Origin of the sequence: Pseudomonas sp. FP2335 (assembly GCF_030687535.1) — a bacterium.
In the GTDB taxonomy this organism is placed as follows: Bacteria; Pseudomonadota; Gammaproteobacteria; order Pseudomonadales; family Pseudomonadaceae; genus Aquipseudomonas.
The window spans coordinates 4,314,682-4,328,160 of record NZ_CP117437.1; the positions used below are offsets into that span (position 1 = coordinate 4,314,682).

At 60.2% G+C, this 13,479-nt stretch carries 13 protein-coding genes; 7 read left to right on the plus strand and 6 right to left on the minus strand.

What is annotated here, in order from left to right:
* Positions 1-174: 174 nt before the first annotated feature.
* The 3 genes from PSH81_RS19325 (at position 175) to PSH81_RS19335 (ending at position 4,756) form a co-directional block, all read left to right on the plus strand.
* Complete coding sequence (locus tag PSH81_RS19325) at positions 175-762, plus strand: YecA family protein (RefSeq protein ID WP_192297040.1); 588 nt, start codon at positions 175-177, stop codon at positions 760-762.
* 20 nt (positions 763-782) lie between these two features.
* Positions 783-1,166, plus strand: a complete 384-nt coding sequence (locus tag PSH81_RS19330; RefSeq protein WP_192297041.1) for a YbaN family protein — start codon at positions 783-785, stop codon at positions 1,164-1,166.
* A gap of 119 nt (positions 1,167-1,285) precedes the next feature.
* Positions 1,286-4,756, plus strand: a complete 3,471-nt coding sequence (locus PSH81_RS19335) for a PAS domain-containing hybrid sensor histidine kinase/response regulator (RefSeq protein ID WP_226454978.1) — start codon at positions 1,286-1,288, stop codon at positions 4,754-4,756.
* A 34-nt stretch (positions 4,757-4,790) separates the two neighbouring features.
* Here PSH81_RS19335 and rmuC read toward each other — a convergent pair whose 3' ends face one another.
* Together rmuC and PSH81_RS19345 are read right to left on the minus strand one after the other, a co-directional pair.
* On the minus strand, positions 4,791-6,269 hold the full coding sequence (rmuC, locus tag PSH81_RS19340; protein ID WP_370694922.1) for a DNA recombination protein RmuC: 1,479 nt from the start codon (positions 6,267-6,269) through the stop codon (positions 4,791-4,793).
* Between the two features lie 61 nt (positions 6,270-6,330).
* Entirely contained in the window at positions 6,331-6,654 is a 324-nt protein-coding gene (locus PSH81_RS19345) for a sel1 repeat family protein (protein ID WP_192297043.1), read from the minus strand.
* Positions 6,655-7,111: 457 nt separating this feature from the next.
* Here PSH81_RS19345 and PSH81_RS19350 point away from each other — a divergent pair, with 457 nt between their 5' ends.
* The 4 genes from PSH81_RS19350 to PSH81_RS19365 all read left to right on the plus strand — a co-directional run bounded on the left by PSH81_RS19350 (position 7,112) and on the right by PSH81_RS19365 (position 10,275).
* Entirely contained in the window at positions 7,112-7,417 is a 306-nt protein-coding gene (locus tag PSH81_RS19350) for a hypothetical protein (RefSeq protein WP_226454977.1), read from the plus strand.
* 443 nt (positions 7,418-7,860) lie between these two features.
* Complete coding sequence (locus PSH81_RS19355; protein ID WP_005790139.1) at positions 7,861-8,085, plus strand: hypothetical protein; 225 nt, start codon at positions 7,861-7,863, stop codon at positions 8,083-8,085.
* A gap of 283 nt (positions 8,086-8,368) precedes the next feature.
* Complete coding sequence (locus PSH81_RS19360) at positions 8,369-8,851, plus strand: hypothetical protein (protein ID WP_192297045.1); 483 nt, start codon at positions 8,369-8,371, stop codon at positions 8,849-8,851.
* A 146-nt stretch (positions 8,852-8,997) separates the two neighbouring features.
* Positions 8,998-10,275 (plus strand): OmpP1/FadL family transporter, encoded by a 1,278-nt coding sequence (locus PSH81_RS19365; RefSeq protein WP_305391314.1) that lies wholly within the window; start codon positions 8,998-9,000, stop codon positions 10,273-10,275.
* 65 nt (positions 10,276-10,340) lie between these two features.
* Here the strand turns inward: PSH81_RS19365 and PSH81_RS19370 are convergent, their stop codons facing one another.
* From PSH81_RS19370 to PSH81_RS19385, 4 genes are all read right to left on the minus strand, one after another.
* Positions 10,341-10,889, minus strand: coding sequence for a glutathione peroxidase (locus PSH81_RS19370; RefSeq protein ID WP_226454975.1), 549 nt, complete (start codon positions 10,887-10,889; stop codon positions 10,341-10,343).
* Between the two features lie 149 nt (positions 10,890-11,038).
* On the minus strand, positions 11,039-12,238 hold the full coding sequence (locus PSH81_RS19375; RefSeq protein ID WP_305392795.1) for an MFS transporter: 1,200 nt from the start codon (positions 12,236-12,238) through the stop codon (positions 11,039-11,041).
* Positions 12,239-12,301: 63 nt separating this feature from the next.
* Entirely contained in the window at positions 12,302-12,706 is a 405-nt protein-coding gene (locus PSH81_RS19380; RefSeq protein WP_192297048.1) for a MarR family winged helix-turn-helix transcriptional regulator, read from the minus strand.
* Between the two features lie 42 nt (positions 12,707-12,748).
* Positions 12,749-13,477, minus strand: a complete 729-nt coding sequence (locus PSH81_RS19385) for an adenosylcobinamide-GDP ribazoletransferase (RefSeq protein WP_226454974.1) — start codon at positions 13,475-13,477, stop codon at positions 12,749-12,751.
* Positions 13,478-13,479: the final 2 nt, after the last annotated feature.

The following is a 13,479-nucleotide window of genomic DNA, read 5'->3' on the forward strand; positions in this document are numbered from 1 at the left end:
CGGGTTGGCGCTTGGCCTGCAGGGGCATCACAAAACGCGGCAGTATACCCGAGCGACACCCGGCAAAGGGCGCGGCTGACGAATAGCGGCGGCGATCTAATCTGCCATGCGGCTGGCCTGGGCGCTCAAGAAAGCCTAGAATTCAGCATCGTTTATTCCCAAGGTAGTCCTTCAATGTCCTTCGCTGAGCAACTAACCCGCCTGCAAGCCTTCCTCGACGCCGATGAGCTGCATGACGAGGCGCTGGACTACGTGGCCGCCCACGGCTACCTGACCGCCCTGTCCATCTGTGCCGAGCCTGTTCCTGATCGTGAATGGATCGACGCCCTGTTCGCCGAAGAGCCGCACTACGCCGACGCCGCCCAGCGCGAAGAAATCGAATCGACCCTGATCGCCCTCAAAGCCCACATCGGTCGCCAACTGGCCTCCGACGAGGAGTTCGAGCTGCCGTGCGACCTGGACCTGGGCGAAGAGCCGGACGACTCCGACTTGCGCGGCTGGTGCATCGGCTTCATGGAAGGCGTGTTCCTGCGCGAAGCCGCCTGGTTCGAAACCGCCGAGGAAGAAGTCAGCGAGATGCTGCTGCCGATCATGGTCGGTTCGGGCCTGTTCGACGACCAGCCAGAGTTCGCCGACATCGCCTCCGACGCCAACCTGATGGACGACATGATCGTACAGATCCCGGAAGCCCTGACCGCCCTGTACCTGCTGTGCAACGCCCCTGACGAAAAACCGGCGATCCTCAAGCCACGTCACCACTGAGTCGTTTGCCCGTGACACCCATGGGCAATCGCTCGCCTCTCCTGCGTTACGTGCTGCTGGCCATCGGCTGGCTGAGCGTAGCGCTGGGGGTGATTGGCATTTTCCTGCCGGTGTTGCCGACCACGCCCTTCCTGCTCCTCGCCGCCGCCTGCTTCGCCCGCAGCTCTCCGCGCTTCTACCACTGGCTGGTGGAACACCCGCGCCTGGGCCCGTGGATTCGCGATTACCTGGACGGCAACGGCATCCCCCTCAAAGGCAAGGTCTACGCCATCGGTTTGATGTGGCTGAGTATCGGCCTGTCCTGCTATCTGGTACCTCTACCGTGGGCACGCGGCTTCATGCTGACCAGTGCCGTGCTGGTGTCGATCTACATCCTGCGCCAGAAAACCCTGCCGCCGCGCTAGACACGCCCTGCGACATTCTCCCTCACACGACCTTGGTCGACACTGACTAACCCCATGCATCATGCGAGACTGTCCAACCGGGCCTGAAATGCCCGGGCGTTCTTATGCTCGGAGTTACCATGACGCTGTCCAGCGGGCTGATCGCCGCCGTTGCCCTGGCCTATATGGCCATTATGTTCGCCATCGCCTTTTATGGTGACCGCCGCCGTGCGCCGCTGCCGCCCCGCATGCGTGCCTGGGTGTACAGCCTGTCGCTGGCAGTCTACTGCACCAGTTGGACCTTCTTTGGCTCTGTAGGGCAAGCTGCCGAACAGTTGTGGGCGTTTTTACCGATCTACCTGGGACCGGTGCTGCTACTGGTGCTGGCACCTTGGGTGCTGCAAAAGATGATCCTGATCAGCAAGCAGGAAAACATCACCTCCATCGCCGACTTTATCGCCGCACGCTACGGTAAATCCCAATCCCTGGCCGTGGTGGTGGCGCTGATCTGCCTGGTCGGCGTACTGCCCTATATCGCCCTGCAACTCAAAGGCATCGTGCTGGGGGTGAACCTGCTGATCGGCGCAGGTGCCGACACCACGGGCACCCGCGCCCAGGACACGGCGCTGATCGTGTCACTGGTTCTGGCCCTGTTCACCATCGTCTTCGGCACCCGCAACCTCGACGCCACCGAGCACCACCGTGGCATGGTGCTGGCGATTGCGTTTGAGTCGCTGGTCAAGCTGTTCGCCTTTCTCGCGGTCGGCGCGTTTGTGACCTACGGCCTGTATGACGGTTTCGGCGACCTGTTCAGCCAGGCGATGCTTGCACCGCGCCTCGACGAATATTGGAAAGAGACAGTCAACTGGCCGTCGATGGTGGTGCAGACCGGCGTGGCCATGATGGCGATCATCTGCCTGCCCCGGCAGTTCCATGTGACGGTGGTGGAGAACATCGACCCGCAGGACCTGCGCCTGGCCAAATGGGTATTCCCCGCCTACCTGATCCTCGCCGCACTGTTCGTCGTCCCTATCGCCCTCGGCGGCAAGATGCTGTTGCCCGGTTCGGTATTGCCGGATTCCTACGTAATCAGCCTGCCCATGGCCGAAGCGCATCCGGCCCTCGCCGTACTGGCGTTTATCGGCGGCGCCTCGGCAGCCACCGGCATGGTGATCGTGGCGAGCATCGCCCTGTCGACCATGGTCTCCAACGACATGTTGCTACCCTGGCTGTTGCGCCGTTCCAGCGCCGAGCGGCCGTTCGAAGTGTTCCGGCACTGGATGCTCTCGGTACGCCGGGTCAGCATCGTGATCATCCTTCTGCTGGCCTACGTGAGCTATCGCTTGCTGGGCTCCACCGCGAGCCTGGCGACCATCGGCCAGATCGCCTTTGCCGCCGTGACCCAGCTGGCACCGGCGATGCTGGGTGCGTTGTATTGGAAGCAGGCCAACCGGCGCGGCGTGTTTGCCGGCTTGGCGGCGGGGACTTTCCTGTGGTTCTACACCCTGGTCCTGCCTGTGACGGCGAAAAGTCTCGGCTGGTCGCTAAGTCTTTTCCCTGGCCTGACGTGGATGCACTCCCATCCGTTTGGCTTGTCCGTGACCTCATTGACCCTGGGCACCGTGTTCTCCCTGGCAGGCAACTTCACGCTGTTCGTGTGGGTGTCGATGCTGTCGCGCACACGGGTGTCCGAACACTGGCAGGCCGGGCGTTTTATCGGCCAGGAAATCAGCCAGCGCGCCAACGCACGCTCGATGCTGTCGGTACAGATCAGCGACCTGCTCAGCCTGGCCGCACGTTTTGTCGGTGAAGAACGCGCCCAGCAGAGTTTTATCCGCTTCGCCTATCGCCAGGGCAAAGGCTTCAACCCCAACCAGAACGCCGACAACGATTGGATCGCCCACACCGAACGCCTGCTGGCCGGTGTGCTCGGCGCTTCGTCGACACGCGCTGTAGTAAAAGCCGCGATTGAAGGTCGGGAAATGCAACTGGAGGACGTCGTACGTATCGCCGACGAAGCCTCCGAGGTGCTGCAATTCAACCGGGCCCTGCTGCAAGGTGCGATTGAAAACATTACCCAGGGCATCAGCGTGGTGGACCAGTCTCTCAAGTTGGTGGCGTGGAACCGGCGCTACCTGGAGCTGTTCAACTACCCGGAAGGCCTGATCAGCGTCGGCCGGCCGATTGCCGACATCATCCGTTACAACGCCGAGCGCGGCCTGTGCGGGCCGGGTGAGGCCGAAGTCCATGTGGCGCGTCGCCTGCACTGGATGCGCCAGGGCCGCGCGCACACCTCAGAGCGCTTGTTCCCCAACGGGCGGGTGATCGAACTGATCGGCAACCCGATGCCTGGCGGTGGTTTCGTCATGAGCTTCACCGACATCACCGCGTTCCGCGAAGCCGAGCAAGCGCTCACTGAGGCCAACGAAGGCCTTGAGCAGCGGGTGACCGAGCGCACCCATGAACTGTCGCAGCTCAACGTGGCACTCACTGACGCCAAGGGCGTGGCCGAATCCGCCAGCCAGTCGAAGACCCGTTTCCTCGCGGCGGTCAGCCATGACCTGATGCAACCACTCAACGCCGCCCGGCTGTTTTCCGCCGCGCTGTCACACCAGAACGACGGCATGTCCAGTGAAGCACGGCAATTGGTGCAGCATCTGGACAGCTCGCTGCGTTCCGCCGAGGACCTGATCAGCGACCTGCTGGACATCTCGCGCCTGGAAAACGGCAAGATCAACCCGCAGCGCCAACCCTTTGCACTCAATGAGCTGTTCGACACCCTCGGCGCCGAGTTCAAGGCCCTGGCCCAGGAACAAGGCTTGCGCTTTCGCGTGCGCGGCAGCCGTTTGCGGGTGGACAGCGACATCAAGCTGCTGCGGCGAATCTTGCAGAATTTTCTCACCAACGCCTTCCGCTATGCCGACGGCCCGGTGCTGCTTGGCGTACGTCGCCGCGAGGGCGAGTTATGCCTGGAAGTCTGGGACCGTGGCCCCGGCATTCCACTGGATAAACAGAAGGTGATCTTCGAAGAGTTCAAGCGTCTCGACAGCCACCAGACCCGCGCGGAAAAGGGCCTGGGCCTGGGCCTGGCAATTGCCGATGGCTTGTGTCGCGTACTGGGCCACCCGTTGCGCGTGCGCTCCTGGCCGGGCAAGGGCAGTGTGTTCAGCGTCAGTGTGCCGTTGGCGCGCAACCAGGCCAGCCCACGGGTGTTGGCGACACCGGAGAACGGCCAGCCGCTGAGTGGCGCGCAAGTGCTGTGCGTGGACAACGAAGAGAGCATCCTGATCGGCATGCGCAGCCTGCTGAGTCGTTGGGGCTGCCAGGTGTGGACGGCTACCGACCAGGCGCAATGCGCGGCACTGCTGGCAGACGGCGTGCGTCCGCAACTGGCCTTGGTGGATTACCACCTGGACCATGGCGAAACCGGCACCGAGTTGATGGGTTGGTTGCGCGCGCAATTGGCCGAGCCGATTCCCGGCGTGGTGATCAGCGCCGATGGCCGTCCGGAGATGGTGGCCGAGGTGCACGCGGCCGGGCTGGATTATCTGGCCAAGCCGGTGAAGCCGGCGGCGTTGCGCGCGTTGCTGAGTAGGCATTTGCCACTGTAGCCAGGCCGTGCTCGATCGGAATTGTGGGCGGGGTTTATTCAGGCAGATGGGCAACGCCATCGGAATCGGTCATTGCCCGTTCCAGCAGGTCGGCAGGAAGACTTTTGCTGGCACGTGCACCAAGCAACTTTAACTGCTCGGTACGGCTGACCAGATTTCCGCGGCCATCTGTAAGCTTGTTCCGCGCCGAGCTGTAAGCCTTATCCAACTGCTGCAGACGATTGCCTACTTCATCCAGGTCCTGGATAAACAACACGAACTTGTCGTACAGCCAACCGGCACGCTCGGCGATTTCACGGGCGTTCTGGCTCTGACGCTCCTGCTTCCACAGGCTGTCGATCACCCGCAAGGTGGCGAGCAAAGTGGTCGGGCTGACGATCACGATATGGCGGTCGAACGCTTCCTGGAACAGGTTCGGTTCAGCCTGCAGCGCGGCGGAAAACGCCGCCTCGATCGGCACGAACAACAACACGAAATCCAGGCTATGCAAGCCTTCGAGGCGCTTGTAATCCTTGCCGGCCAAGCCTTTGACGTGATTGCGCAGGGACAATACGTGTTGCTTGAGCGCCGCTTGGCCGATCACTTCGTCGTCCGCGCCGACATACTGTTGATAGGCGGTCAGGCTGACCTTCGAGTCGACCACCACCTGCTTGTCGCCGGGCAACATGATCAGCACGTCGGGCTGGAAGCGCTCACCGTCCGGGCCCTTGAGGCTGACCTGAGTCTGGTATTCACGGCCCTTCTCCAGGCCAGCGTGCTCCAGCACCCGCTCAAGGATCAGTTCGCCCCAGTTGCCCTGGGTTTTCTGGCCCTTGAGGGCGCGGGTCAGGTTGGTGGCCTCGTCCGACAGACGCAGGTTCAGTTGCTGTAGGCGCTCCAGTTCCTTGGCCAGGGAAAAGCGCTCGCGAGCTTCATTCTGATAGCTTTCTTCCACACGCTTTTCGAAGGATTGGATGCGTTCCTTCAACGGGTCGAGCAACTGGCCGAGGCGTTCCTGGCTGGTCTCGGCAAAGCGCTGTTCGCGCTCATCGAAGATCTTGCCGGCCAGTTCGGCGAACTGCGCACGCAGCTCGTCACGCGAACCTTGCAGGTCGGTGAGGCGTTGCTGGTGGCTGTCCTGTTGCTCGCGCAACTCGGCGCGCAAGGCCGCCGACAGCGCATCGAGGCGGCGTAGTTCGGTGTCCTTGGCGTTGCGGTCGAGGTTCCAGGCGTGGGCGGCGTCGCGGGCATTGTCGCGGTCGATCTGCAACAGTTCGACTTCACGGCGCAAGGCGGCCAAGTCAGCTTGCTTGGAGGCGTTGGCGTGGCTCAGGTCGCTGATTTCGTCGCGACTGGCGTCCAGTTGAGCCGCCAGGCCTTCCTGGGCCAGTTGCGCAGTCGCCAGGCGCTCTTCGAGCAGCTCCCAGCCGGTGGTGCGGGCGGTCAGCCGCCGTTGAAGCTGCCAGCACACGGCCAACAGAGGCAACGCGGCGCCAGCAAGGCCCAGGGCAACACTGGTCCAGTCAAAAACCATAGCCATTTCTGCCATTACCGAAAAAGAGCAAGGTTAACGGAGCACAGGGTCTGACGACAGCTCAGTCTTCGACCTGGCCCAGTTCGCGTTGGGCGCGACGATCACCGGCGCGGGCAGCCTGGCGCAATAGGTCATGGCCGATGCGGCGGTCGCGGGCGTTACCGCATTCACGGCACATCAGCTGGCCCAGGCGGCTCTGGGCGGCCACCACGCCATCACGGGCAGGCTGCTTGAGCAAACGCCCGGCGAAGTGTTTGACGTTGGTGCTGTGCCCCAGGCGCGGGCTGTCGAGCAGCCACAAGGCAACCTTCAAGGAGAAACGCTTGGGTGCGGTAACAGTCTGGGGAGTGTCGGTAACAGAAGGTGATACTGAGCGAAACTTCATAAAGCACTGTGGGGCAGATCGGAAGGCGCGCCACTCTACTCTTTTTTTCGTACAGGTAAAGCTGAAAAATCTCAGCACGCCCGTTCTAGAGCAAGCGCTAGGGACAATCCACAGAAGCTGTGGATAACTCAGTGGACAACCCCCCTTTAACCCGCGCAAAGGCCCGTGGAACGGGGGCCGCAGTCAAACTGACGATTTTTTCACCAATTAAAAAAAGCGAGATTTTTCATTGACTTAAATTTCCATTGCAGGCTAAAGGCGGCCCTGCGAAGGAGTTGACAGGTTGGTTACACACTCCGCAACTAATGTGCACAAGTCCCGATCAGACGGTTATATCGGCGGCTTTTTTTGCTGCGACTTCTACGAAAAACGTTACCGGCGAGTCGCGTGGGAGGACTTTCCAAATCGATACGGGCTGGCCACACTGCTCTACCCATAACGCAAGCGTGCACCGCCCATGAAAGGAATTCTGTTATTCGCACTCCTGCTGCTCGCAATCTGCGCAACCGCCCTGGGCATCAACGCGGCCCTGCCCGCGCCTGACGGCGCGTTGTTTGCCATCGCCATCCTGCTGTCGGCCGCCTTTACTGCCATAAGCCTGTGCATCGAGTTGGGTGACGGCAGGATAAACGACATGCGCGACGTGATGCAGGTGATTGAAGCCGGCCAGTCCTGGCGCCTGACCCTGGCGGCGTACGCCTTGGGTTGCTCCCTGGCCGCAGCCGCTACGGTGCTGATCTATCGCAGCCTGATAGGGGGTTGATTGAAGTTTTTTGGCTAGCACACTTTCTTTCCTTGTTTCAATCCGTTACTATCCGCGGCGTTAGTACCAAGCTGAAAGTCAATTCTGGTCGAACAACTCCCCCGAACAACGCGGGACCGACCACCTCGATGGTTTCCAGGTATCACTTGCGACGACACTGCCTTTGAACAAGCAAAGGGTGCCGCGAAGTTTCAATACTCTGACCGAACCAACCTGCAAATTGATCAGGATCTTCACCCTGGGCCCAGAACCTTTGCCCCTGTTGTGTTGCCTGCCCTCCTAAGTACCTACCTGCCAGCCCAAGCGCGCCTAACTTATTAGCGCTTCAAACTGGCTGCTTTGTTCCAGTCGGGTTCTTCGTTTGATCAATGGTGATCAACGTTACTGGAACGTTTTAACGTTGCACGGTTCTTATCCGTGTCATTTGTAGGAACACCAATAATATGAACGCTCAAATCCATACTCAGGATGCCATTCGCACCCTCACCAACGCTTTTGCACCAATGAATTGCCTGATCATGGCTGCTCGCAAAGGCTGCTTCAGCTTCACCCTGGTCAACGAACACGGCATCGCTCGTCACAGCGAACGCCTGTACCCCGATCAATACTCCAGCGCCGAGCCGCTGCAGGCCGTGATCGAGCGTACCCGTCAGGCACTGACTGCCTGATCGACCCGAGTCGCTGAAACACAAAAAACCCTGTTTAAAACACAGGGTTTTTTATTGCCTTGAATGTGTAGATTCGGCTTTTTTACTAAGTTCAAACAGATATAAACGATATAACTAAATGAATAAGATGTTTTAAAAACAGTCCTTTACATCATGAATATGACACTACACTTCAACTCAAGCGGCATGATCCGCTTCCGGCGAGCCTGAGATCCGATCCACCGCTGCCAAGCCCCCACCTCTCAGGCCTCGTCGACCACTTCCGTCACGGATTGAGGCTTGTATGGGTATCGCTGCCAGCGAATTGTGTCGTTATGTGATCCGGCCAACGTTGATGTACCTGGGCCGCCACAACCAGACGGCTGAAGCCCTGCTACTGGGCATCGCGGCCAGCCAGTCGGAACTCGGCTCCGCCTTGCACGACCGGCGCGGCCATGGCCTGTACAGCATCACCGAACCTCGCCATCGCGCGCTGTGGGACAACTACCTGGCGCTGGACCCCGAACGCGCCAGCCTGGTACGCGGCTTGGCCAGCCAACATGCCTTTCTCAGTGCTCCCCAACTGGAACTCACCGTAAACCTGCGTTACGCCACCGCCATTGCCTGGCTATTGGTGGAACAACATCACCCCGCCCTGCCCCCTCCCGGCGATGTTTTAGCCATGGCACGTATCTGGAAAGAAATATTTCATCCCCAAGGAAGGCTGCGCGATTTCACGCAAACCTGGCAAACCTGTGTTTCACCCATGAATCACGCGGTTTGCTGACCGGGCAATTTGCAAGATTCGCCAAAAAACCCGAATTTTGGTCGGATTGTCCTACAAAACCGCTCTATCTCCTGCATTACAGCCTATAGCGCGATGTGAGATTTATTGATACTTTCCGCAGCGGTGATCACCACGGAGTTCTAATAATGAAAAAAGTAATGCTCAAGACCACACTTAGCCTCGCCGTTGCCATGGCATCCTCCCAACTGTTCGCAAGCGGTTTCGCACTCAACGAACAGAGCGTCAGCGGGATGGGTACGGGTTTCGCAGGTCGCTCCTCTTCTGCCGATGATGCAAGCACTGTCTACGGTAACCCTGCCGGTATGTCCCGCCTGAATGGCCAGCAAGTCACCGGTGGTGTTGCGGCTATCGATGCGTCGACCAATATCAAGGATACGGGTGGCGTTTCCAGCGGCTCCAACAAAGGTGACATGGTTCCATTCACCGCCGTACCTTTCGGTTTCTACACCAACAAACTCAACGATCAGTGGGCTGTCGGCTTCGGCGTGTACGCACCGTTCGGCTTGGTCACCGACTATGAAAACGGCTTCCAGGGCCGTGGCTTCGGCAGCAAGAGCGAAGTGAAGGTGATGACCTTCCAGCCAACTGTCAGCTATGCCTTCAACGACCGCGTGTCCATCGGTTTCGGTCCGACCATCAACCGGATCTCCGGGGTACTGGAATCGGAAAAAACCCTTAACGCGGCACTTCCCGACACCAACGTCAAGATCAAGGGTGACGACACCGCGCTGGGCTTCAACATCGGCGTGCTGGTCCAGGCGACCGATACCACCCGCGTCGGCCTGACCTACCACTCCAAGGTCAACTACAAGCTGGAAGGCCACACCACCGTCAGCGGCCCAGTGCAGACTCAAGGCTTCCTGCGTAACAACCGTTACGACGCCTCGCTGAAAATCGAGACTCCGGAATCCTACGACCTGTCGGTCACTCAAGACCTGACTGACGCCTGGAAACTCTACGCCGGTACCACCTGGACTCGCTGGAGCCGCCTGAAAGAGATCACCGTCAACAACGAAGGCGTGACCGGAGCCAACGGCGGCATTCTCGCCCCGAGCCGAATCAGCAGCATCACCGAGAAACAAGACTGGCACGACACCTGGGCTTACGCCGTGGGCACCTCGTACCAGCTGACCAAGCAGGTTGTGCTGCGTACCGGCCTGACCTTCGACCAGTCGCCAACCAACAACCAGGACCGCTCGCCACGTATCCCTACCGGCGACCGGACGATTTTCAGCGTTGGCCTGGGCTACGCAGTCATGGACAACATGACCATCGACCTGGCGTATTCCTACCTGAAGGAAGAGGACGTGAAGGTGAACAACACCGCCGCGCCGTCGAGCTACCGCGCCAAGTATGAAAACAGTGCCAACGGTTTCGGCCTGGGCATGACTTACAAGTTCTGATTCAGAACCGCGCAAAAAAGCCCCGCTCTCCTGCAAAGGAGGCGGGGCTTTTTGATGGCTGACGATCAGGGCTTCGAAGCCAACGCCTTCTCCACCGCTTCGATCAAATCCGGGCTGTCCGGCTTGGTCAGGCTGGAAAAATCAGCAATCACCTTGCCCTGGCGGTCGACCACATACTTGTAGAAATTCCACTTCGGCGCATTACTCTGCTGCGCCAATACCTTGAACAAATGCACCGCATCCGGCCCCTTGACCTTCTGCGGTTCGGTCATGGTGAAGGTCACGCCGTAATTCACGTAGCAGACCTTGGCAGTCTCCTCGCCGGTCTTGGCCTCTTGCTTGAAGTCATCTGAAGGCACACCGATCACTTCCAGCCCTTGATCCTTGTAACGTTGATACAAGGCTTCTAGGCCTTTGAACTGCGGGGCGAACCCACAGAAGCTCGCGGTATTGACGATCACCAGGGGCTTTCCAGCAAAACGCTGGCACAAGTCGATGGATTCCTTGGCCCGCAGCTTGGGCAATTGGCCCTCCAGCAACGGCGGGCAATCGGCAGCCATTGCGGCACTGCCAATCGCCATCAGCACGGGTACAGCGAGCCAGCGCATCTGCATGTCGTGTGTCCTTGAAAAAGTCAGAGTCCGAACTTAACAGATCGACATACCCAGTTGCATCAACGCCAGGCCACCGTGCTGCCAACCCCACCAGGCGAGCAGCGTCAGGACCAACCCCGCCGCGATCAGCAAACCCCTTGCCGCTATGCTCATGCCGCCTCCATCTGCGCCTGCAAACGTGCCACCGGCCGCTCACGCACGGGCCAATTCAATGCCGCCGCGAGCAGGCTCAACGCGATTGCGCCCTGCCAGATCAAATCGTAGTTACCGGTTCGATCATAGACCACCCCGCCCAGCCAACCACCAAGGAAGGAACCGATCTGATGGAACAGGAACACAATCCCGCCAAGCATCGAGAGATTTCGTACGCCAAATAGCGTCGCGACTGTGCCGTTGGTCAGCGGCACGGTGGACAGCCACAACAAGCCCATCGCCATGCCGAACAGGTAGGCGCTGACCTGGGTCACCGGCGCCCACAGGAACAAGACGATGACCACGGCGCGCAGCAGATACAACGCGGTCAACAAGCGCGGTTTGGACATACGCCCACCGAGCCAGCCAGCGGTGTAGGTGCCGATGATATTGAACAGGCCAATCAACGCCAGCACCGTGGTACCTGTGGTTGCAGGCAGATGTTGGTCCACCAGGTAGGCCGGCAGATGCACGCCGATAAACACGACCTGGAAGCCGCAGACGAAAAAACCAAACGCCAGCAGCCAAAACCCTGAGTGGCCGCACGCTTCTTTCAACGCTTCGCCCAAGGTTTGCTGACCCGCCATCGCCGGCAGCGGGCGATCCTTGAGCATGCCGACCAGCGGCAGAATCAACGCCACCATCAGGCCCAACGCCAGCAACGCAGCGGACCAGCCCAACCAACTGATCAAGCCCAAAGTGCCTGGCACCATGGCGAACTGGCCAAACGAACCGGCCGCGCTCGCGATCCCCATCGCCATACTGCGTTTTTCCGGCGCGACGGCACGGCCAACCACGCCGAGAATCACCGAAAATGAGGTGCCGGACAGGCCGATACCAATCAGCAAGCCTGCACTGAGGGATAACGACCACGCCGAGTCGGACAAGCCCATGAATACCAGGCCCACGGCGTACAGCACCCCACCGACAAACACCACTTTGGTCGCACCGAAACGGTCCGCCAACGCACCGGCAAACGGCTGCGCCAGGCCCCACACCAGATTCTGCAAGGCGATAGCCAGGGCGAAGGTGCCGCGCCCCCAACCGAATTCGGCGCTCATCGGCGCCAGGAACAGGCCGAAGCCATGCCGCACGCCCAAGGACAACGCCAGGATCAGCGCACTCCCCACAAGGATCCAACCACTGGTGCGCCACATCGAGGTCATTTCTTATTCTCCGTTCGCGGGTATATACCCGCTTGTATTGGAACAGACCCGCCGTCAGGCGAGTTCGTCCAGCAAGGCCAACAAGGTTTCGCGTTTATCTGCGCCGAGTTGATCGATCAATTTCTGCTGCGCTGCTTCCCACGCCGGTAACGCCGCGGCTAATCGTTGCGCACCGGCCTCGGTCAACAGTACCAGGCGGTTGCGCAGGTCATTGCCTTCCACCAGTTGCACCAGGCCTTCGCCTTCCAGCACCCGCAGGTTGCGCCCCAAGGTGCTGCGGTCCAGGCCCATGGCTTCCGCCAGGCTGGAAATGCTCGGTTGATCCAGACGCTGCAAGTTGCACAGCAAAGAATACTGGGCAACGTTGATCCCGAAGCCGTCGAGAGCGCCGTCGTAATGCCTGCTGACGCCACGGGCGGCACGTCGCAGGTTGGTGCATAAACATTGGGAGGCAAGCATGGAACGTGTATATACCCGCGATTAAGGATTTGCAAGAAAGTGTTACAGCGCCAAACCGACCAGAACCGCGACTTCCAGCAGTTCCAGCAAGGCCCCGGCAGTGTCGCCCGTGGTGCCACCGAGGCGCTTGACCATCAGGTGGCGCAAACCGACAAAACATAGCGCCGCGAGCAGCACCGCGATCCCGCCGCTGAAACCACCGATCAGCAGGCACGCCAAGCCACTGAGGATCAGCACCTGTTGGGCCACAACTCTCGGTAAATGATCCGACAGCGCCTGCCCCAACCCGCCGGCACGCACGTAGCGCGTGGTCAGGAACAAGCCCAGCATAGATGCGCGCCCGATCAATGGCGCCAGGATCAGCGCTGCGCCGTTATGCTGCTCGATCAACGCCACCAGCGCGGTGAACTTGAGCAGCAGCACCAGACCCAGCGTGACCACGGCAATCGGCCCACTGCGCGGGTCCTTCATGATGGTCAGCGTGCGCTCGCGGTCGCCGAAGCCACCAAGCCAGGCATCGGCGCTGTCGGCCAGGCCATCGAGGTGCAAGCCGCCACTGAGCAACACCCAGGCGGTCAGCAACAACGCGGCATGCAGCAACAACGGGGCGCCCATCAACAACGCGTTAAAGCCCCACAACAGCAAGCCGAACAACAGGCCGACCAGCGGATAAAACAGCAACGAGCGCCCCAGCTCCTGCGGCTGCGGCATGCCCGGTAGGCGAATCGGCAAGCTACTGAGAAATTGCAGGGCGATCCAGAACGGCAACATCG